We start from the raw sequence: 18,574 nt of genomic DNA on the forward strand, positions 1-18,574 counted from the left end.
GGGAATACCTCCCGGCCCGCCCCGGTTGAAGGCGGTCGAAGGAGGCAACAGTGGAGCAGCAGTACTACACCCATGGGACGGCCGCGGAGCGCTGGGACCGCGCCCAGATGTTCTTCGACGCGAAGGAGTACGCGAACGCCGCCCGCATCCTCGACGGTCTCGTCGAGGAGGTTCCCGAGCAGACCGGCCCCCGCCTTCTCCTGGCCCGCTCGTACTACCACTCGGCGCAACTGCGGCGCGCCGAGAGCGAGTTGCGCGTCATCGTGGACCGCGACCCGGTGGAGCACTACGCCCGCCTGATGCTCGGCCGCACCCTGGAGCGGCAGGGCCGGCACGACGAGGCGGCGCCGCATCTGCGGATGGCGGCGGCGCTCGCGGGCGACTTCCCCGAGTGACACGACGTACGCGTACGGGCGTGCGCCCACCTGGGCGTACGCCCGTACGTCATGCCTCGGCTAGCCTTGCTGGACGATGAACCGCACCGATCAGCCCGCTCCCGCCCCGGCGCCCACCACCCGCACGGCCACCCCCTGGGGTGATGTCGACCTCACCCGCTTCCCCGAGGACCCGCGCGACCAGCTGCGCGCGTGGGACGCCGCCGACATGTACCTGCTGCGGCACCTCGCCGAGAGCGGCACGGACCTGAGCGGCGCGGTGACGGTGGTGGGCGACCGTTGGGGCGCGCTGGCGACCGCGCCCACGGGCGTGCCCGGCTGCACGCCCACGGTGATCTCGGACTCGTACCTCGGCCAACAGGCCACCCGGGCGAACCTGGCGCGGAACGGGCACGGGGACGCACATCTCCTCACCACCCAGGACACCCCGCCTCCGCGCGTCGACGTGCTCCTGGTCCGGGTCCCGAAGAGCCTCGCGCTCCTGGAGGACCAGCTGCACCGGCTGCGCCCCGCCCTCCACGAGAACACGGTGGTGGTCGGCACCGGCATGGTGAAGGAGATCCACACGTCGACGCTGAACCTCTTCGAGCGGATCGTCGGGCCGACGCGCACGTCACTGGCGGAGAAGAAGGCGCGCCTCATCTTCACGACGCCGGACCTGTCGCTGACGCCGCCGCCGAACCCGTGGCCGCACAGCTACCGGCTCCCGTCCGACATCGGCCCCTTGTCGTCGCGCACCGTCGTCAACCACGCGGGCGTGTTCTGCGCGGAACGCCTGGACATCGGCACCCGTTTCCTCCTGGCCCACCTGCCCCGGGACACGGGGGCGCGGCGGATCGTCGACCTGGGCTGCGGCAACGGCGTGGTGGGAACCAGCGCGGCCCTCACCCACCCGGACGCCGAGGTCCTCTTCACGGACGAGTCGCATCAGGCGGTGGCGTCGGCGCGGGCCACGTACGAGGCGAACGCGGGCGAGCGGCCCGGTGGGGCGGAGTTCCGGGTCGGCGACGGCCTCGCGGACACCCCTGCCGGCAGCGTCGACCTGGTCCTGAACAACCCCCCGTTCCACACCCACCAGGCCACGACGGACGCGACGGCGTACCGCATGTTCACCCAGGCCCGCGCGGCGCTCCGCCCCGGCGGCGAGCTCTGGGTGGTCGGCAACCGCCACCTCGGCTACCACGTGAAGCTGCGCCGTCTGTTCGGCAACAGCCAACTGGTGGCCAGCAACGCCAAGTTCGTCCTCTTGAAGGCGACGAAGCGCGGCTGAGCGGTCGGACGTGCCGGACGTGCCGGACGATCCGATCGTCGGGTGTGCCCGACGACTTGGCCTTCAGGTGTGCCGGACGACCTGATACATCGTCTGCGACACCGGACCGGGTCGAGGCTCCTCGTTCCAGCCGATCTCCTCGGCCCGCTTCTCGATGGCCCGCCGCGCGGCCTGGGCCGCGCCCTCGTCCTCGAAGAAGGCGACGGACAGCCCGTTCCCGGTGACGGGATCGACGAGGTGGTACGACCCGTGCACCCCGGGCACGGACGCGGCCGCCTCCAGCACCCAGTCCCGGTCGTCCGTCGGCATCGGCTCCCACACGGCAACCCTGGCAATCATCCGGTCCTCCTTCGCCCCTCCCAGAATGCCCCGGCCCCGCCGTCACGTCACCGCGAAAACCACGTGCCGAGGCCATCGACCGGACGCCACAATGCACCCCGTGACCGCACCCCACCCGCTCCTCGCCCACTTCGACCGCGCGGCCGACGGCCGGTTCCCGCCCTCCGACGGCGGGGTGACCGTGCTGCCCGCGCTGCCCGGTGGGCTGGAGTGCTCGGTCGCCTTCACCGGGCACGCTGTCGTCGCGACCGCCCTGCCGGCCGACGAGGTGCTCGCTCGGAAGCCCGACGGTTTCGGGGCCTCCCTCGCCCCCGACTTCCTGCGCTACCTGGCGGGCCCGGCGGGCTGGATCGGCTGCACCGACGCGACCCTCGTGGCCCGCGGCACCGGAGGCCCCGCCCGGCTGCCTTCGCTCGGGGCCTCCGCCGACGATCACCCCCGCGTCCGCCACGCCCGCGACGTGCGCACGGACGTCCGTGTCCACGGCGACGAGCGCGGCCTGGTCACCCTGGCCTCCGGCCTCGCGGGCCGCCTCGAGCTGAGCATCGAGCTGCACTCCCCCGACGGCGCCGCACCGGGCACGGGACGCCGCCTCCTCGTCGACGCCCTGACACTCGTCCCGGCGGGCAGCGCCGTCTTCGCCGCCGTCTCCCCCGGCAACGCGCGCTCCCTCCGCACGTTCCTCTCCTGCGGCTTCACCCCGATCGGCAGCGAGACGATCCTGCGCCCTGACCACCCGGAGCGCGAGGACCGCCCGGCGCCGCGGGCCTTGTAGGAACGAATCCCTCCGGGACACGATGCCCGGATGAAGGGTGATCTTTTCGCGAGTGAGTACGTGGTGCAGGCCGCCGCCGCGCCCGGGATGACCGTGCAGAACGCCAAGGCGATCCGGTACGTCGTCGACGGCGAGATGCTGGCGCGGCAGGGCTCGATGGTGGCCTACCGGGGGAACCTGTCGTTCGAGCGGAAGGGACAGGGCGTCGGCGGCATGCTGAAGCGGGCCGTCACCGGGGAGGGCCTGCCGGTGATGAAGGTGCGCGGGCAGGGCGAGGCGTGGTTCGCGCAGGAGGCGCAGAACGTGTTCGTGGTGGACCTCGAACCCGGCGACGTGTTCACGGTGAACGGCCGCAACGTGCTGTGCTTCGACGCCTCGCTGTCGTACGAGATCAAGACCGTGAAGGGCGCCGGGATCTCCGGGGGCGGGCTCTTCAACAGCGTGTTCACCGGGCACGGGCGGCTCGGGTTGGTGTGCGAGGGCAATCCGCTCGTGTTCACCGTGACACCTCAAGCGCCGATGTACGTCGACACCGACGCCGTCGTGGGCTGGAGCGCCAACCTGCGGACCTCGCTGCACCGTTCGCAGTCGCTCGGCTCCATGATCCGCGGCGGGTCCGGGGAGGCGGTGCAACTCATGCTGGAGGGCGAGGGGTTCGTCGTCGTACGGCCCAGCGAGGCGACGGCGCAGAAGCCACAGCAGCGCTGAGGACTCCCAGCGGCTCAGAAGGTGCGTGCCGGGCCCTTGTTCTGGTGTTCGTCGACCGCGATGCGGGCGAGCTTCGTCAGCATCATGCCGTTGCGGACGGCGACGAGGTAGTCGACCGGGAGCCCGTGCATGCGGGTGCCCGGGCCCCGCAGCGGGTGCCAGTCGAGGACGAACAGGGTGTGTTCCGCCCACGGGATGAGGTTCATCGCGATGCGGGCCGCGCCGAACGGGTCGGCCTTGGCCTCGAGTTCGAGCCGGTGCTCCGGTTCGCAGATCCGCACCGTGCTGGTGTCGTCGAGGGTCAGCGGGCCGAGTCCGACCCGCACCTTCAGGGCCGTGCCGACGGCCGGCCAGGCGGGGTCGACGTCGAGCACCCGCTGGGTTCCCGTCACCCACTCCCCGTAGCGGTAGCCGTCGGAGAGCAGCGCCCACACCTCGGAGGGCGAGCTGAGGATCAGTCGACGGGTCCTGGCCATGGCTGGGTCACGCTCCTGTTCGACGCTCCTGTTCGCCGACGGGACACGACGGCCGCATTTCCGGACAAACCTAGCAGCGCGCCCCCGGTGTCGCCTGCGCGGACACGGCCGCCCACGGGCGAGCGCGGACGGTCGCGCCCGCCCCTCCCCTCCGCGACAATGTGCGCAATGGCAGCGACGGACCGCCCCACCTCCGAAGCCGTCCCCGGCGTCCGGCTCTCGTCGGCGCGCGGGCGGTGGATCCTCGCCTGCGTGGTGCTGGCCTCCGGAATGGCCATGCTGGACGGCACGGTCGTCAACGTCGCTCTGCCGACCATGGGCCGCGATCTGGGCGCGTCGCTCTCCGCCCTCCAGTGGGTCGTCAACGCCTACATGCTCACCCTCTCCGCGCTGCTTCTGTGGGGCGGCGCGATGGGCGACCGGATCGGGCGGCGCAGGGCGCTGGTGCTTGGCGTGGTGTGGTTCGCGCTGGCCTCCGCCGCGTGCGGGCTCGCGCCGGAGGAGGGCACGCTGATCGCGGCGCGGGCGCTGCAAGGTGTCGGCGGGGCGCTGCTCACACCGGGTTCGCTGGCGCTGGTGCGGTCGGTGTTCCATCCGGACGACCAGGCGCGGGCGGTCGGCGCGTGGTCGGGTCTGACGGGTGTGGCGGGCGCGCTCGGGCCGTTTCTCGGCGGGTGGCTGATCGACGGGCCCGGCTGGCGGTGGATCTTCCTCATCAACGTGCCGATCGCGGCGGTCGTCCTCGCGATCGCCCTGCGGTACGTGCCGGAGAGCCGGGACGCGGCGGCGGCCGACGCCCCGTTCGACCTGGTGGGAGCCGTGCTGGCCGCGCTGTGTCTGGCAGGGGTGAGCTACGCACTGATCGGCTCTTCGGGCGGCCGGTTCTCCACGCCCGCCGGGGTCGCCGCGGCCGTCGGTGTACTGGCCGGGATCGCGTTCGTGCTCGTGGAGCGCAGACGCGCCGCGCCGATGCTGCCGCCCTCACTCTTCCGGTCCCGCCTGTTCAGCGCGGCGAACGGGATGACGCTGTGCCTGTACGCGGGGATCGGCGGCATCCTGTTCATGCTGCCGGTGCAGTTGCAGATCGCGTTGGGCTACGACGCGTTGGAGGCGGGCGTGGCGACGCTGCCGGTGACGGCGCTGATGCTGCTGCTCTCGCCCCGTGCGGGCGATCTGGCGCGCCGGGTCGGGCCGACGCCCCCGCTCGTCGTGGGTCCTGTCGTCGCGGCGGTCGGGGTGCTGCTGATGCTGCGGGTCGGGCCCGGTTCCTCGTACGCGGCCGATGTGCTGCCCGCCGTTGCGGTGCTCGGGCTCGGCATGAGCCTGTTCGTGGCGCCGCTGACGACGACGGTCCTGGCGTCGGTGGCCCCGGAGCACGCCGGGCTCGCCAGCGGCGTCAACAACACGGCGGCACGCGTCGCCCAGCTCCTGGTGGTGGCGGCGCTGCCGCTGGCGGTGGGCCTGTCGGGCGACGCGTACACCCGCCCCGACTCGGTCGACACGTCGTTCCACCGGGCGGCGTACGGCTGCGCCCTGCTGTTCGCACTGGGCGCCGCGACGGCGGCGGTGTTCATCCGCCCGCGCGCGGTCCGCCCCCGCGTGAAGGACGCCCCGCGCCCGCAGTGCCGCTCCCATCTGGGCGTCTCCGCACCGGCGTTGGAGCCGGGCGAGGAGCGGCACCCGTAGGGGCCGGGACACCACAGTCCCCCGGCCCCTACGGAATCGGGTCAGCCCAGCGGGATGTCCGAGACGGTGATGCTGAGGGACTTCACGGAGCCGCCGGTGAGGACGGGCAGGCCATTGGGGCCCTGGTCGAACTCGGCCGTCAGCCCCTTCACCGTGCCGCTGACGGAGAGTCCGCCCGCGACACCGTCCAGCTCGTCGTCGGCTATCTCACGGGTCTCGATACGAGAGATGTCACTCACAGTGATGAGCATCCTTACTTGTCCGAAGCCGCGGTCGCGCGGCGGCGGCACCCCCGTTGGGCTCCGCGTCGCGCCAGACTGCCCGCCCGGTGGATCACCCGCCGCTCCCTTCACAGCCCGGGCACCACACATCTCGAAACGGAAGGCCGACCTCAGCGCCGGCCGACGGTGAGCGGCAGGCGCACGGTGAGCAGCGGACGGTCCACTTCGTAGCGCACGAGGACGTGGACGACGCGCGGGAATCCGGTGGGCGGGGATCGTGTTGACGTCGATGTCGCCGATCTCCCTGGAGCTGAGCCGCATGTCCTCGCCGCAGTTCGACGCCCTCGTCTTCGACGTGCTCGGCACGCTCGTCGACGAACCCGCCGGGATTCGCGCGGGCATCCGCCGTCTCGACCCGGCGCTCGACGACGCCGAGGTGGAGCGCCTGCTGGCGCTGTGGCAGCGGCACGTGGAGGAGGCCCAGGGGCAGATGCTCGACGGCAGCCGCCCGTACCTGCCGAGTGACGCGCTCGACCTGGAGACGGCCGCGCTCGTCGCCGAGGCCGCGGAGGTGAAAAGCGCCGACGCCGTACGGGAGTTGGCGTTCGCGGCGCGCACCCCTCCGCCGTGGCCCGACACCGTCGAGGGCCTCGAACTCCTCGCCGGGCGCTTCCCGTTGATCGGGCTTTCGAACGCGAGCCGCACCGCACTCCTCGACCTCAACGCGCACGCCGGACTGCGCTGGCACCAGGCGCTGTCTGCCGAGGACGCGACGGCGTACAAGCCGGATGCGGCGGTGTACCGGCTGGCCGTGACGGTGTCGGGGGCCCCGCCCGAGCGGCTGTTGATGGTCGCGGCGCACGCCTGGGACCTGCGCGGCGCCCAGGCGCTCGGCCTGCGCACGGCCTACGTCGCCCGCCCGGTCGGCGACCCGCCCGCCACCTCGGATCGCTTCGACCTGTACGCCGACGGGCTCGCGGACCTGGCGGCGCAGCTCAGTCGGTGACGCTCAGGAAGCGGGCGATCTCCGCGGCGACCGCGTCCGGGGCGACCGACGGCGCGAAGTGCATCTGGCCGGGGAACGGTACGTCGGTGACGTGCGGTAGCGCCGCCGCGAGCCGGTCGAGGGTCTCCGGCATCGGCTGCCAGGTGTCGGCGCCTCGCATCAGCAGGGTCGGGGCGGTGACGGCGGACCAGCGCTCCACGTCCGCCGGTTCGGCGATGAGCGATTCGAGGTCGAGGCTCCAGCCGGCCGAGTCGTCGGGCTCGTCCGACTCGTGGGCGGCGGGCTCGGACGCCCCCATGGCCTCCAGGAGTGCGGCGGGGATGCGGGCCACCTTCTCCGCGAGCAGCAGCCCGGCCCGCCCCCGCTCCCCCTTGGCGGACAGATCCCTGAACTCGTCGAGCACGGGCGCCAGTTGCTCGCCCACCGCGAACAGCGGCGGCTCCCACAGCAGCAGCGAACGCACCGGCAGGCCGGCCACCGCGGCGTGCAGCGCGACGGTGGCGCCGTAGGACATGCCGGCGAGGTGGACCGGTCGGCCGATCCGCTCGATCAGCGCCTTGAGGTCACCGACCTCGTCGGCGAACGTCTTCGGCGAATGGCCTGGCCCGCTCGGCTCGTAGCCGCGGCGGGCCGGAAGCCACACCGCGTACCGGTCGGCAAGCCGCTCGGCGACCGGCTGCCACGAATGCAGGCCGCCGCCGGACCCGTGCACCATGACCACGGGGTCCCCTGCCCCGATCCGCCGCCACACGATGTCCGTACCGTCGAAGGACGCCAACGTGCCGAGCTCTCGGCGCGTCCCACTCTCGTTCACCATGCGGTGAACGCTCGCACGCCGTTTCCGGCGCCGTCCACCTCATTTCTCCGGTGGTGCGGGCCGCTCCGTGAGGACGGGGTCCGCGCGCAGTTCGGGGCCGCGCAGCCGGAGCAGTTCCTCGAACTCCCGTATGCGGCCCGCCTGGTAGGCCGCGACGGTCTCGGGGTCGTACGCGTAGAAGCCGTCGTGGTCCTGGAGGCCGCGGCGGCGGGTCGTCATGTTCTCCTCGACCACGGCCGGGGCGCGGAAGCGGTCGCCGAGCTGTGCGGTCAGGTAGCGGGAGGCGTAGTAGAGGATGTCGCCGCCGCCCCAGTCGATGAACTCCAGCGGCCCGAGGACGGAGAAGCGGGTGCCGAGGCCCGCACGGACGGCCAGGTCGATGTCGGTTGCGGTGGCGACGCCCTCCTCGACCATGCGGGCCGCCTCGTTCATGACGAGGGCTTGGAGGCGGGGCACGATGTAGCCGGCCGCGGGGCCGCAGACGACGGGGATCTTGCCGATGCGGCGGAGCAGCTGTGTCGTCCGCTCGACGTGCGCCGGGTCGGTGCGGTCGCTGCGGCTGACCTCGACGAGGGGCATGAGGTCGGCGGGGTTCAGCCAGTGCGCGTTCAGGACGCGGCTCGGGTCGGCGACCAGCTCCGCGATCTCCGTGACGAGGAAGGTCGACGTGGTCGAGGCGATCACCGCGTCGTCCGCCACGTGCGCGTCGACCCAGGACAGGACGGATTGCTTGATCTCGACGACCTCGGGGACGGCCTCGAACACCACGTCGGCTTCGGCGAGTCGGGCCCGTGCGGACTCGCGGTCGCAGACGACGAGGCAGGCGGTCCGGGTGGGGGTGTCCGTCCGCAGGCCGTCCAGGATCCGCCGCTCGGCCGTCTTGCGGTACGGCGTGCGGTCCTCGTCCGTCTCCTTGACGTCGGCGAGGACCACGTCCATGCCCGCCGCGAGGAACGCGCGGGCGATGCCCTGGCCCATGCGGCCGGCCCCGACCACCACCACGTCGACGTGCTCGTGCGTCTCCGTCATGCGGGCATCCCTTCGTGCAGCAGCTTGGTCAGTTCGGAGCGGGTGAGCCCGGCCAGGCCGAGCGAATCGAGGGTGCGTCCTTCGGCGTACAGATCGCTGCCGGTGACCGCCGACGCCAGGCTCAGCAGACCCTGCGCGACCGGTGTGGGCACGCCCGCCCAGCGGCCGACCGACACCAGGAACGACAGGCCGAGCCGGGTGTCCTCCAGCATGTAGCGGTGGCGCAGGAGGTCGATCTCCTCGCGCCAGTCGCCGCTGTCCGTCAGGCGTTCGTGGGCGGCCCTCCCGTACATCCACTCGTCGCCGTCGGTGGCGTAGTGGTCGGCGAGCGGGAAGTGCGGGGCCGTGTAGCCGAGTGCCTCGCGGACGGCGACGCGTTCGGCGTCGAGGGTGTCGGTGACGCGGCGGATGGCGGGCTGGGTGCCCTCGTTGTGGATGTCCCAGTTCGAACTGTGCTCCAGGGGGCCGGCGTTCATGAGGATGAGCGGCGGATGGATCACAGGCCCCGCGTTCATGAGCGCGCCGCTGAGGCAGTCCTCGACCGGCTCGACGGCGGGATAGGCCTTCCGCAGCACGCGGAACGCGGCGTCGGACGAGCGGGCGGGCAGGACTCCGGTGGGCAGCCGCGTGGCGTACCCGCTCACCACCACCTCGTACGGCCCGTGGGTGCGCGCAAGGTAGGGCAGCGTCCCGGTCTCGGCGAAGGCGACGTCGGCCGTGTTCCCCGCGTCGGCCAGGGCCCGCGCGAAGAGCACGGAGCCGAAGGTGCCCGGCGGCAGGAAGACCACCTGGCCGTCCTCGAGCAGCGGCGCCACGCGCGCGGCGAGGTCCTCGTGCACGGTGGCCGGCAGCGGTACGACGACGAGCCGCGCTCCGCGTACGGCGTCCGCGAGGTCGGGCACCGGCCGGACAGCGCCTTCGCCCGCCGTGTCGCTCACCGGCACTTCTCTGCTGCCGCGGTGGTCGCGGACGGTGAGGGCGCCGGTGTCGCGCAGGTCGTCGAGGGCCGCGGTGTCCCGCCGCCACCAGCGCACGGCGTGGCCGTGCTCGGCGAGTTCCGCCGCCGCGGCGAAGCAGCCGTGTCCGCCGCCGAGGATCGTGAGGTCCATGGGTGGTTGCGTTCCCTTCAGTGGGGCGTACGAAGCGTGGTGCGGGCGGGGGCGTGCTACGCGGCCGGGTCCGGCTCGGGGGTCCGTGCGGCGAGCCGTTCCTCGTGGGCGAGGCTGCGGCGGAAGTGGGCGCAGCCGCGCCACAGGAGCAGGATGCTGGCGACGGCGGCGACGCCGTAGACGAGCGAGAGGGACGTGCCGACGCGCTGTGCGGAGCCGAGCAGTTCGTCGGTGACCAGCGCGACGAGTGTCGTGCCGAGTCCGACGGCGGCCAGGTTCGAGATGAGCAGGAAGACGGCGGACACCTGGGCGCGCATCTGGTTCGGGCTGAGCACCTGCATCGCGGCCGTGGAGGCGGGCATCGGGAACGAGGCGAAGAACATGGTGACCGCGAGCAGCGCGAGCGACAGCCACAGGGGCCGCACGTGCGGGAAGGCGACGACCGGCACGAGCATGCCGACGGCTCCGACGACGCCCGCGCGCATCGCCCCGTCGGGGTGTCCCGCGGCGGTGAGGCGGTCGACGAGCCAGCCGCCGAAGAGCACGCCCGAGCCGTTGGCGAGGAGTACGACGCCGCCGAGGACGTAGCCGACCTCGGTGGGGGTCAGGTCGAAGGCGCGCAGGTAGAAGGCGGGCGCCCAGGCCATGAGGCCGAGCAGCACCATCGCGTAGCAGGAGAACCCGACGTAGTGGCAGAAGAACGTGCGGGCGTGGCCGCGCAGGAAGGCGAACACGTCGCGCAGGGCCACCTTCCGCACGGCGCCCGACGCGTCGCGTGCCAGGCCGCGCCGTGCCGGGTCGCGGACCGTCAGGAGGAACACGAGCGCGACGAGCAGTCCGGGCAGCCCGATGACGAAGAACGTCAACTGCCAGGCGCGCACGTCCCCGACGAGCGGGAGGCTCACCCGGTCGACGTCCTTGAGCAGCCCGATGACGTACCCGCCGATCACGAACGCGGCGCTGCCACCGATGAACGAGCCGAGCGAGTAGATCCCGGCGGCCCGCCCGAGCTTCTTCTTCGGGAACATGTCGCTGAACATCGAGTACGCGGAGGGGGTCAGCGCGGCCTCGCCCACGCCCACCCCGACCCGCGCGAGGAACATGTGCGCGAACCCCTTGCTGAGGCCGGACAGGGCCGTGGCGAGGCTCCACAGCGCGATGCCGACGGAGATGATCACGGGCCGGGAGCGGCGGTCGGCCAGGGCCGCGATGGGAAGGCCCATCACCGCGTACAGGACGGAGAAGGCGAGCCCGCTCAACAGGCTGAACTGCGTGTCCGTCAGGCTCAGGTCCCGCTTGATGGGCTCGATCATCAGCGACAGGGCCTGCCGGTCGACGAAGGACAGCACGTACGCGGCGGTGCAGATGCCGACGACGTAGTTCTTGTACCGCTCGGACATACGGGGTGCGGTGTCGGGTGCGGACAGCGGCGAGAGCTCGGTCATGGGACGGCGCCTCATCGGGTCTGGGGAGGGAGGGCTCAGAGGCTAGCCAGGCCCAACTCCCCCAGCCATAGCGGGAATCCCGCTGCCGCGTCGGGGATTTCCCGCACCACTCCCCCGGCCACCTGGCACGACGCACCGCGCGAGGTCCTAGAGTGGGGGCCGCTCTCTTGCACCGACGAGGAAACGAGGAACACGTGGTCGACATGGCAGCCGCGGCGCGGAAGGTCTTCGACCGGTACGACGTCGACGGGGACGGACAGCTGACCGCCGACGAGTACCGTCAGGTCGTCGCCGAGCTGGGCGACACGGGCGTCACCGTGGAGGCCGCGCAGGACCTCATCGACACCATCGACAGCGACGGTGACCGCAAGGTCTCGTTCGACGAGTTCAAGGCCTCCATGGGCCTCTGAACGCCGCCGTACCACCGGCCTGTGCCCCCGGATCAGCGGATCCGGGGGCACAGTGCCGTGCGCTCAGGAGCGCTTGAGCCGCAGCAGTTCGGGCAGGCCCCGGCGGCGCGGGTGCAGCGCCCTGCCGAGCCGCCGCCCGACGACGAGGTATCCGACGAAGGCGCCGGCCGCGTTGAGGATCACGTCGTCGATGTCGAAGGCGCGCCCCTCGACCAGCAGACCTTGCGCGACCTCGACGGTGAGCATCACGAACGCGGTCATGAGCACCACCCGCACGAACCCCCGGGTGCGCGGGAAGAGCACCGGCAGCAGCACGCCGAACGGCATCCCGAGGACGAGGTTCCCGCCGACCTGCTTGATCGTGTCGCGCCAGTCGGGCTGGTCGAAGTAGAGGCGGATCGAACTGCCCGGGTGCAGGTTGGTGTGCGTCAGCGACTCCGACACCGGTGACGGCACGAGGGTGGCCCGGGCCAGGGCGACGGCGAAGGCCACCATGCAGACGAAGCCGACGGCCATGGCGAGGGCGCGGACGAGCCGCCGCCCCCACGAGTTCTTCCGCGTGCTCCTGTTCGTACTCCTCCGCGTGCGGGTTTCGGTCTCCATGTACCCCCGGTTTCCACGGAGTTGGCGCCGCACACGCGCCGCCGGAGCGACCACTCATTGGTTCAGACCTTGACACGTACACGCCCGCTTGTATGGTCTAGTCCAAGCAACGGCCGTTCCGCTTAAGGGAGTTCGCCCACGCCCCGCGCGTCGGGCGGACCTCCGCTGCCCCCTTCGCGCCTCTTGGTCCCCACCCTCGAGAGGCCGACCCGAGCGTGCGCCCCCACTTCACGCACGCCGCGGGAAGACCTGAAGTGAAGGAGTACGCATGAACGCCAGAAGGAAGACCGCCGCGCTCATCGGCGCGGCCCTGGCCCCCGTCATCGCCGTCAGCCTCCCCGCCGGCACGGCGAGCGCCCACGGCTACATCTCGAACCCGCCCAGTCGGCAGGCGCAGTGCGCGGCGGGCACCGTCTCCTGCGGGGACATCACCTACGAGCCGCAGAGCGTCGAGGGCCCCAAGGGCCTCACCAGCTGCAGCGGCGGCAACAGCCGATTCGCCGAGCTCGACGACGACTCCAAGGGCTGGGTCGCCACCCCGGTGTCGCGCAGCACCACCTTCGAGTGGAAGCTGACCGCGCAGCACGCCACCAGCACGTGGCAGTACTACGTCGGCGGTCAGGAGATCGCCGAGTTCGACGACGGCGGGGCGAAGCCCGGCGCCACGGTCACCCACCAGGTGGACTTCGGCTCGCTGACCGGCCGGCAGAAGGTGCTGGCCGTGTGGAACATCGCCGACACCTCGAACGCCTTCTACGCCTGCATCGACGTGAACGTCGGCGGCTGAGCGAACACCGCGCCACAGCGGCGCCGCAGGCCCTTCCCCCACGGCGGACCCCGGTCCGTCACGGCCCGCGGCGCCGCCTTTTGCCGTGCCCGCGACCATGCCGTTGGTGTGCGGCAGCGTGTGCCGGGCAGTCGTCCTCGAGGTGCGCCGAGTGATCAATGTACGGAGACTCGGCCCAGACGCACGGAGACGAGGACGACAGAGAGAGGCGGCATCGGCACGTGGCCCACACACCTTCTGACGGCCCGACCACCAGAGGCCGCAAGCGCATGCCGGAGACGGTCGCGGAGCTGCCGGGACACGTCCGTGAGGAGCTCGTGCGCCGGCTGCGCCGCACAAAGCGGGCCTACCGCAAGCAGGACGTACAGGTCGTCGAGAAACCCCTGCTCAAGCGGGCCGTCGGCGCCTCCGCGCTCGGCAACTGCATGGAGTGGTTCGACTTCGGCGTCTACAGCTACCTCGCCGCCACCATCGGCAAGGTCTTCTTCCCCGGCGCCTCGCCGGGCGCCCAGCTGATCTCGTCGTTCGCCACGTTCGCCGCCGCGTTCGTGGTGCGACCGCTCGGCGGACTGGTCTTCGGCCCGCTCGGCGACCGGATCGGGCGGCAGAAGGTGCTGGCCACCACCATGATCATGATGGCGGCGGGCACCTTCTCGATCGGCCTGATCCCCAGCTACGAGACGATCGGCATTGCGGCGCCCGTGCTGCTGCTCGTCGCCCGAATGGTGCAGGGCTTCTCGACCGGTGGCGAGTACGGCGGAGCCACCACGTTCGTCGCCGAGTACTCGCCCGACCGGCGGCGCGGCTTCCTGTCCAGCTGGCTCGACTTCGGCACCTTCGTCGGCTACGCCCTGGGCTCCGCGCTGGTCACCGTCCTGAACATCGCGCTCACCGACGACCAGATGCTGTCCTGGGGCTGGCGCCTGCCGTTCCTGATCGCGGGACCCCTTGGCGTCATCGGCCTCTACATGCGGCTCAAGCTGGAGGAGTCCCCCGCCTTCCAGCAGCAGCTCGACGAGCACGAGAAGAACCTCGCCCAGGACTCCGTCGGCAGCGAGTTCAAGACCATCGTGCGCGAGCACTGGCGCCCACTGTTGATCTGCATGGGCCTCGTCCTGCTCTACAACGTCACGAACTACATGGTCACGGGCTATCTGCCCAGCTATCAGACGGAGGCGCTCGGCCGCTCCAGCGGCTCCGCGGACGTCCTGGTGCTCATCGGCATGGTGTGGATCGTCGTCCTCATCACGTTCCTCGGACGCCTCAGCGACCACATCGGCAGGCGCCCCCTGTACGCGGGCGGGGCCATCGCCATGATCGTGCTCGCGATCCCCGCGTTCCTGCTCATCAAGTCGGCGGGCACCTGGCCGCCCATCTTCGGCGTCCTGCTCCTGTCCACGCTCCTGGCCTGCTTCGCGGCACCGAGCGCCGCCACGCTCCCGGCCCTCTTCCCGACCGCGGTGCGGTACGCGGCGATGGGCATCGGCTTCAACTTCGCGGTGGCGGCGTTCGGCGGTACGACCCCGCTGTTCACGGAGGCACTGGTGAACGCGACGGGCGACAAGCTGGTGCCCGCGTACTACCTGATGGTGGCCGGTGTCATCGGCCTGGTGACGGTGAAGTTCCTCCCGGAGAGCGCCCAGCTCCCGCTCAACGGCTCCCAGCCGATGGTCGGCTCCAAGGAGGAGCAGAAGGAACTCATCGACACGTCGCAGGACCTGTACCGATATGCCAAGGAGGAGTCCTCGGCGCGCTGACCGGCCCGGCCCGCCGGGTCAGCGGAGCTTGTTCACCGCTGTCACGGTCGTCTTCTTGAAGGCACCCACCGGAGCGTCGCTGTAGGAGCCCATCTGCCCCCACCGGACGACGGTCACGATGTTGCCGTCCCGGCCGACGGAGAACAGATTGATGTCGGACGCGCCCCACGTCGTCGTGGTGTGCACGCCGTAGACGTACGCGCCCTCCTCGACGGGGAGCCGGCCGTAGTACTTCTGTGTGGCCGTGACGTCGGGGTTCTGGTTCATGACCGACGCGGCGCACCCGGCCAGGTCCTTGCGCAGCAGCGCCGCGAAGTCCTTGGCACGCTGCGTGCTGCGCTCGACCACGGTCACCTGGAGCGCGGTCGCGTCGAGGTCCGTGTGGTACGCGCGGTGCACGGAGATCGACGGCAGCGCGTCCCCCACGCACATCGGCAGCGGATCCGGCTGCCCGGCCGTGACAGGTCCCGCGTACCAGGGGGACGACGGGTGCGGCGGCAACTGCGAGGCGGACAGGAACCTCGGCGTGTCCGCCGCCGACGCGGGCGCGGTGGTCACGGCGACGCCGGCGGTGGCGGCGACGGCGGCCGTCAGCGCCAACAGGCCTCTCCTGGCGTTCCTTCGGCTGCGAACAAGAGTGTGCGTCATCGTCGGGCTCCCCGTCTGCTCGTGTATGCGGCCATACATGACGTTTCTTATCGTTCTTCCTGTCCTGTACGACCCACGACACGACGTCCCCGTTGCCCCGACTTGTGTCACGACTCTGTCACCGGCCAGAACTGCACGAGGTAGCACTCGACGCCCTCGGGGACGTCGTGCTGCGCGAGGGCAAACACCTCGTCCCTGCCGCGCACCCGCACGCGCACGTTCCAGGCGCGGCCGGGTCGGCCGAGGTGGATGTCCTCCTTCGAGACCGCCGCGTAGGTCGACAGCCTCAACCGGCCCGCAGGCGCGTCGATCCGAGCGTCGGCGGACACGTCCCACTCCCCTGGCGCCGCGGGCGGCTCCTCGTCCCAGACCTCCGCGCGCAGGTCGGCCGTATGCGTGTGGCCCGCGCTGTGGATCACGAGGCGGGCCCCGTCCGAGGAGCCGAACGGGGTGTCGGCCGCGGGTTCGTCGTCGAACGACGCGCCGATGTCCTGCATCCACAGGCCGTAGAACATGACCTCGGCGTCGAGGCGCTGCGCGGTCAGCAGTCCCATCTGCCCGCTCCTTCTCTAACGGTCGCCCCACGGGCCCAGGCCCGCCAGTTGGGCAATGCGGAGGCCGGTGTGGAGTTCGCGGCGGAGGCGGCCGTCGGAGAGGTCGGAGCCGATGGCGGTGCGGAGTTTGTCGAGCCGGTAGTAGAGGGTCGAGCGGTGGATGCCGAGGGAGCGGGCGGTCTGCCGGGCGTCACCGCCCGCGTCGAGGTAGCGGTCGAGCGTGGTGAGGAGTTCGCGGCCGAGGTCCGCGGTGAGCAGGCGGTGGACCGGCGACGGCAGTTCGTCGACGGCGAGCGTCTCGAGCGGGAGGCGGGCGAGCGTGCCGTCGAGGCCGACCTGGTCCCAGTCGGTGACCGTCGGGTGGTCCTGCGGCGCGAAGCAGGAGGCGCGCCAGGCGAGACGTGCGCGTTCGAACGAGCGGTGGACGTCGGCGAGTCCGACGAGCGGCCCCACACCCGCTCGTACGCCCGCGACCTGCGGCTGTTCGAGGATGCGGGTCAGCCGTGGCTGGACGACCGGTCGCGGGAAGAGCAGGACGCCGAGTCCGTCGGGGAGCGTGGCGCCGGCCGCGGACGCCGTCGAGGCCCGGTCCACGTAATCGAGGGTCGCGGTGACGGCCAGGGCCGCCCGCTCGCCGTCACCGGGTGACGCCGTACGCGGGTCGGTGCCGAGGACGACCGGGCTGTACCGCCCGGACGCGCTGAGAATCCGCTCGGCCACCAGCGCATCGGCGGCGGCCGCCCGGCACTCCGGCCCTCCGGTGACCAGGTCGACCGTCAGGCTCCGCGCCCGCTCCGACTCCCGCTCGGCGCGCAGCCCGCGAAGGGCCAGGAGGTCGCCGAGCGCGGGGCCGGCGGCCACGAGGGTGTCGCGTACATCGGCCGGGACGCGTTCCGTGCCGAGTACGAGGACAAGGTGGCCCACGATCCGGTGATCGCGGTCGGTGAGCCGCAGGAAGAGGCAGTCGCCGAGCTCCGGTACCGGCTCGACGCAGCACGCCTCACCGGCTGTTCGCGGCGGGCGCCACGCGTCGCTGTGCGCCAGGACGTGGGACAGCCTCCGCCGGTCGGCCTCGCTCTCGTGCATGGAGTAGCCGACCACGCGCATCGTGTCGTCGACGAGGACGAGCCGGCGCCCGACGGTCTCCGCCAGGTCCTGGACGGCGTCGTCCAGGTCGGGTGTCCGCTGCATGAACGCATCGTAGAAGACGCCCTTCCGACACAGTGTCGGACCGCGGTGGCGCAGCTTGCCACTGCGGGCCGATGCCCGGCGCCGCACACCCCGCCTAGCGTCGGACGGACCGACCGGGAGGAGCCGAGCATGACGGGTGTGAACTCAGGGCGCAGGATCGCCATCGTGGGCGCGGGCATCGGAGGACTGACCCTCGCCGTCGAACTGCGCAGACGGGGCCTCGAGCCGCAGGTGTACGAGCAGACGGACGAACTGCGCGAGGTGGGCGCGGCCGTCGCCCTCTCGGCGAACGCGACCCGCTTCCTCCGCGACCGCACCGGCATCGGCGAAGGCCTGGCGCACAAGGCCGCCGATGTCGACGGGTTGGTGTTCCGCGACGGCAGGGACGGTCGCGTGATCGGCAGGGTGCTGTCCCGCGAGGAGTACCGGGCGCGGTGCGGGGCGCCGTACTACGGCATCCACCGCGCCGACCTCCAGCAGCTACTGGCGGGCGCCCTCGACGGCGCAGGTCTCCACCTGGGCAAACGCCTGCTGAGCGTGGACGACACCGGCACCGCGGGCGCGGTCCTGCACTTCGCCGACGGCGACCGTGCGGAGGCGGATCTGGTGCTCGGCGCGGACGGCGCGAGGTCCTTGCTGCGCCGCGAGGTCGTCGGCTACGACGACGCCCGCTTCTCTGGCTGCTACGGCTGGCGCGGCATCGTCGGTCCTGACCACCTGGATCTCCTCCCCGACCCCGAGGCGATCCAGTTCTGGATGGGTCCTGGCGGCCACCTGCTCCACTACCCCATCGGCAGCGGCGATCAGAACTTCCTGCTGGTCAAGCGACTTAAGGGCCCATGGCCCGAACAGGCCTGGCTCGCACCCTCCGCGCCCGGCGAACACGTCGCCGCCTTCGAGGGCTGGCACCCCGCGGTCCTCCAGATGATCGCCGCGGCGCCTGCGGGCGAACGGTGGGGTCTGTTCCACCGCCCGCCCCTGCACCAGTGGAGCAGGGGCCGTGTCACCCTGCTCGGCGACGCGGCGCACGCCCTCGTACCGCACCACGGACAGGGCGCGAACCAGTCCATCGAGGACGCGATCGTCCTCGCCGACTGCCTGACTTCCGCGCTCGCCCGCGGCGAGGACTGGGAGTCGGCGCGGCTGCGCTACCAGGCACGCCGCCTGGAACGCACCCGTAGGGTCCAGATCGCGTCGATCACGACGGCCGACGTCCTGCACCTGCCCGACGGACCTCGCGCGGAGACACGCGACCGACGCCTGGGCGCGCCGGACGCGTGGGAGCGCCACTTGGCGTGGATCCACGAGTACGCGGCGGACGACGCGGACGCCCCCGCCTGACACACCG

General features: G+C 71.9%; 21 protein-coding genes. 10 read left to right on the forward strand and 11 right to left on the reverse strand.

Translation table 11 applies throughout. The features are described from left to right. Window positions 1-107: 107 nt before the first annotated feature. Complete coding sequence (locus ACTWJ8_RS04305; protein ID WP_443264800.1) at window positions 108-395, forward strand: tetratricopeptide repeat protein; 288 nt, start codon at window positions 108-110, stop codon at window positions 393-395. Window positions 396-471: 76 nt separating this feature from the next. After that, window positions 472-1,665: a methyltransferase gene (locus tag ACTWJ8_RS04310; protein ID WP_443262953.1), complete on the forward strand. Its 1,194-nt coding sequence runs from the start codon at window positions 472-474 to the stop codon at window positions 1,663-1,665. A 63-nt stretch (window positions 1,666-1,728) separates the two neighbouring features. Here ACTWJ8_RS04310 and ACTWJ8_RS04315 read toward each other — a convergent pair whose 3' ends face one another. Beyond that, a complete protein-coding gene (locus ACTWJ8_RS04315; RefSeq protein ID WP_356380426.1) occupies window positions 1,729-2,004 on the reverse strand; it encodes a hypothetical protein in 276 nt (91 codons plus the stop codon). 100 nt (window positions 2,005-2,104) lie between these two features. Here ACTWJ8_RS04315 and ACTWJ8_RS04320 point away from each other — a divergent pair, with 100 nt between their 5' ends. Together ACTWJ8_RS04320 and ACTWJ8_RS04325 are read left to right on the forward strand one after the other, a co-directional pair. Further along, window positions 2,105-2,779, forward strand: a complete 675-nt coding sequence (locus ACTWJ8_RS04320) for a hypothetical protein (protein ID WP_443262954.1) — start codon at window positions 2,105-2,107, stop codon at window positions 2,777-2,779. Window positions 2,780-2,809: 30 nt separating this feature from the next. Continuing rightward, a complete protein-coding gene (locus ACTWJ8_RS04325; protein WP_443262955.1) occupies window positions 2,810-3,487 on the forward strand; it encodes an AIM24 family protein in 678 nt (225 codons plus the stop codon). 14 nt (window positions 3,488-3,501) lie between these two features. Here ACTWJ8_RS04325 and ACTWJ8_RS04330 read toward each other — a convergent pair whose 3' ends face one another. After that, the gene (locus ACTWJ8_RS04330) at window positions 3,502-3,963 is read right to left on the reverse strand and encodes an SRPBCC family protein (RefSeq protein WP_356380435.1); all 462 of its coding nucleotides are present in this window, start codon (window positions 3,961-3,963) and stop codon (window positions 3,502-3,504) included. A gap of 168 nt (window positions 3,964-4,131) precedes the next feature. Here ACTWJ8_RS04330 and ACTWJ8_RS04335 point away from each other — a divergent pair, with 168 nt between their 5' ends. Further along, on the forward strand, window positions 4,132-5,649 hold the full coding sequence (locus tag ACTWJ8_RS04335; protein WP_443262956.1) for an MFS transporter: 1,518 nt from the start codon (window positions 4,132-4,134) through the stop codon (window positions 5,647-5,649). Between the two features lie 41 nt (window positions 5,650-5,690). On the opposite strand, the gene ACTWJ8_RS04340 is transcribed toward ACTWJ8_RS04335, so the two are convergent. Then, window positions 5,691-5,888, reverse strand: a complete 198-nt coding sequence (locus ACTWJ8_RS04340) for a hypothetical protein (protein ID WP_356380440.1) — start codon at window positions 5,886-5,888, stop codon at window positions 5,691-5,693. A gap of 301 nt (window positions 5,889-6,189) precedes the next feature. Between ACTWJ8_RS04340 and ACTWJ8_RS04345 the strand changes: the two genes are divergently transcribed. Continuing rightward, the gene (locus tag ACTWJ8_RS04345) at window positions 6,190-6,876 is read left to right on the forward strand and encodes a haloacid dehalogenase type II (protein ID WP_443264802.1); all 687 of its coding nucleotides are present in this window, start codon (window positions 6,190-6,192) and stop codon (window positions 6,874-6,876) included. Here the strand turns inward: ACTWJ8_RS04345 and ACTWJ8_RS04350 are convergent. Genes ACTWJ8_RS04350 through ACTWJ8_RS04365 form a run of 4 tightly spaced genes read right to left on the reverse strand, consistent with a single transcriptional unit; the run spans window position 6,866 to window position 11,276 of the window. Next, entirely contained in the window at window positions 6,866-7,693 is an 828-nt protein-coding gene (locus ACTWJ8_RS04350; RefSeq protein ID WP_443262958.1) for an alpha/beta fold hydrolase, read from the reverse strand. The genes ACTWJ8_RS04345 and ACTWJ8_RS04350 overlap by 11 nt on opposite strands. A 39-nt stretch (window positions 7,694-7,732) precedes the next feature. After that, entirely contained in the window at window positions 7,733-8,722 is a 990-nt protein-coding gene (locus ACTWJ8_RS04355) for a 3-hydroxyacyl-CoA dehydrogenase NAD-binding domain-containing protein (RefSeq protein ID WP_443262959.1), read from the reverse strand. Next, window positions 8,719-9,831: an NAD/NADP octopine/nopaline dehydrogenase family protein gene (locus tag ACTWJ8_RS04360; RefSeq protein WP_443262960.1), complete on the reverse strand. Its 1,113-nt coding sequence runs from the start codon at window positions 9,829-9,831 to the stop codon at window positions 8,719-8,721. The genes ACTWJ8_RS04355 and ACTWJ8_RS04360 overlap by 4 nt, the downstream gene beginning before the upstream one ends. 56 nt (window positions 9,832-9,887) lie before the next feature. Continuing rightward, window positions 9,888-11,276, reverse strand: a complete 1,389-nt coding sequence (locus tag ACTWJ8_RS04365) for a spinster family MFS transporter (protein ID WP_443262961.1) — start codon at window positions 11,274-11,276, stop codon at window positions 9,888-9,890. Window positions 11,277-11,479: 203 nt separating this feature from the next. Between ACTWJ8_RS04365 and ACTWJ8_RS04370 the strand changes: the two genes are divergently transcribed. Continuing rightward, window positions 11,480-11,686 carry an EF-hand domain-containing protein gene (locus ACTWJ8_RS04370; RefSeq protein WP_443264804.1) on the forward strand — a complete coding sequence of 69 codons (207 nt, stop codon included), beginning with the start codon at window positions 11,480-11,482 and terminating at the stop codon, window positions 11,684-11,686. 63 nt (window positions 11,687-11,749) lie between these two features. On the opposite strand, the gene ACTWJ8_RS04375 is transcribed toward ACTWJ8_RS04370, so the two are convergent. Continuing rightward, a complete protein-coding gene (locus ACTWJ8_RS04375) occupies window positions 11,750-12,289 on the reverse strand; it encodes a VanZ family protein (protein WP_443262962.1) in 540 nt (179 codons plus the stop codon). Window positions 12,290-12,557: 268 nt separating this feature from the next. Between ACTWJ8_RS04375 and ACTWJ8_RS04380 the strand changes: the two genes are divergently transcribed. Both ACTWJ8_RS04380 and proP read left to right on the forward strand, forming a co-directional pair. Next, window positions 12,558-13,076, forward strand: coding sequence for a lytic polysaccharide monooxygenase auxiliary activity family 9 protein (locus tag ACTWJ8_RS04380; protein ID WP_356380469.1), 519 nt, complete (start codon window positions 12,558-12,560; stop codon window positions 13,074-13,076). 269 nt (window positions 13,077-13,345) lie between these two features. Beyond that, on the forward strand, window positions 13,346-14,833 hold the full coding sequence (gene proP, locus ACTWJ8_RS04385) for a glycine betaine/L-proline transporter ProP (protein WP_443262963.1): 1,488 nt from the start codon (window positions 13,346-13,348) through the stop codon (window positions 14,831-14,833). 18 nt (window positions 14,834-14,851) lie between these two features. Here the strand turns inward: proP and ACTWJ8_RS04390 are convergent, their stop codons facing one another. From ACTWJ8_RS04390 to ACTWJ8_RS04400, 3 genes are all read right to left on the reverse strand, one after another. Further along, window positions 14,852-15,481, reverse strand: coding sequence for a hypothetical protein (locus tag ACTWJ8_RS04390; protein WP_356380475.1), 630 nt, complete (start codon window positions 15,479-15,481; stop codon window positions 14,852-14,854). A 107-nt stretch (window positions 15,482-15,588) separates the two neighbouring features. After that, window positions 15,589-16,035 carry a hypothetical protein gene (locus ACTWJ8_RS04395; protein WP_443262964.1) on the reverse strand — a complete coding sequence of 149 codons (447 nt, stop codon included), beginning with the start codon at window positions 16,033-16,035 and terminating at the stop codon, window positions 15,589-15,591. Window positions 16,036-16,050: 15 nt separating this feature from the next. Next, a complete protein-coding gene (locus ACTWJ8_RS04400) occupies window positions 16,051-17,226 on the reverse strand; it encodes a PucR family transcriptional regulator (protein ID WP_443262965.1) in 1,176 nt (391 codons plus the stop codon). Window positions 17,227-17,355: 129 nt separating this feature from the next. On the opposite strand from ACTWJ8_RS04400, the gene ACTWJ8_RS04405 reads away from it, so the two are divergent. Continuing rightward, window positions 17,356-18,567: an FAD-dependent monooxygenase gene (locus ACTWJ8_RS04405; RefSeq protein WP_443262966.1), complete on the forward strand. Its 1,212-nt coding sequence runs from the start codon at window positions 17,356-17,358 to the stop codon at window positions 18,565-18,567. Window positions 18,568-18,574 lie beyond the last annotated feature (7 nt).

The organism is Streptomyces sp. SDT5-1, from assembly GCF_052245995.1.
Lineage (GTDB): Bacteria > Actinomycetota > Actinomycetes > Streptomycetales > Streptomycetaceae > Streptomyces.

Excerpts from the sequence above, each read along its gene's own strand:
- ACTWJ8_RS04390 (WP_356380475.1), bottom strand. The coding sequence starts at position 15,481 with ATGACGCACACTCTTGTTCGCAGCCGAAGGAACGCCAGGAGAGGCCTG.
- ACTWJ8_RS04375 (WP_443262962.1), bottom strand. The coding sequence starts at position 12,289 with ATGGAGACCGAAACCCGCACGCGGAGGAGTACGAACAGGAGCACGCGG.
- proP (WP_443262963.1), top strand. The coding sequence starts at position 13,346 with ATGCCGGAGACGGTCGCGGAGCTGCCGGGACACGTCCGTGAGGAGCTC.
- ACTWJ8_RS04395 (WP_443262964.1), bottom strand. The coding sequence starts at position 16,035 with ATGGGACTGCTGACCGCGCAGCGCCTCGACGCCGAGGTCATGTTCTAC.
- ACTWJ8_RS04350 (WP_443262958.1), bottom strand. The coding sequence starts at position 7,693 with ATGGTGAACGAGAGTGGGACGCGCCGAGAGCTCGGCACGTTGGCGTCC.
- ACTWJ8_RS04360 (WP_443262960.1), bottom strand. The coding sequence starts at position 9,831 with ATGGACCTCACGATCCTCGGCGGCGGACACGGCTGCTTCGCCGCGGCG.
- ACTWJ8_RS04305 (WP_443264800.1), top strand. The coding sequence starts at position 108 with ATGTTCTTCGACGCGAAGGAGTACGCGAACGCCGCCCGCATCCTCGAC.
- ACTWJ8_RS04330 (WP_356380435.1), bottom strand. The coding sequence starts at position 3,963 with ATGGCCAGGACCCGTCGACTGATCCTCAGCTCGCCCTCCGAGGTGTGG.
- ACTWJ8_RS04345 (WP_443264802.1), top strand. The coding sequence starts at position 6,190 with ATGTCCTCGCCGCAGTTCGACGCCCTCGTCTTCGACGTGCTCGGCACG.
- ACTWJ8_RS04355 (WP_443262959.1), bottom strand. The coding sequence starts at position 8,722 with ATGACGGAGACGCACGAGCACGTCGACGTGGTGGTGGTCGGGGCCGGC.
- ACTWJ8_RS04370 (WP_443264804.1), top strand. The coding sequence starts at position 11,480 with ATGGCAGCCGCGGCGCGGAAGGTCTTCGACCGGTACGACGTCGACGGG.
- ACTWJ8_RS04400 (WP_443262965.1), bottom strand. The coding sequence starts at position 17,226 with ATGCAGCGGACACCCGACCTGGACGACGCCGTCCAGGACCTGGCGGAG.
- ACTWJ8_RS04405 (WP_443262966.1), top strand. The coding sequence starts at position 17,356 with ATGACGGGTGTGAACTCAGGGCGCAGGATCGCCATCGTGGGCGCGGGC.
- ACTWJ8_RS04310 (WP_443262953.1), top strand. The coding sequence starts at position 472 with ATGAACCGCACCGATCAGCCCGCTCCCGCCCCGGCGCCCACCACCCGC.
- ACTWJ8_RS04335 (WP_443262956.1), top strand. The coding sequence starts at position 4,132 with ATGGCAGCGACGGACCGCCCCACCTCCGAAGCCGTCCCCGGCGTCCGG.
- ACTWJ8_RS04365 (WP_443262961.1), bottom strand. The coding sequence starts at position 11,276 with ATGACCGAGCTCTCGCCGCTGTCCGCACCCGACACCGCACCCCGTATG.
- ACTWJ8_RS04315 (WP_356380426.1), bottom strand. The coding sequence starts at position 2,004 with ATGATTGCCAGGGTTGCCGTGTGGGAGCCGATGCCGACGGACGACCGG.
- ACTWJ8_RS04380 (WP_356380469.1), top strand. The coding sequence starts at position 12,558 with ATGAACGCCAGAAGGAAGACCGCCGCGCTCATCGGCGCGGCCCTGGCC.
- ACTWJ8_RS04325 (WP_443262955.1), top strand. The coding sequence starts at position 2,810 with ATGAAGGGTGATCTTTTCGCGAGTGAGTACGTGGTGCAGGCCGCCGCC.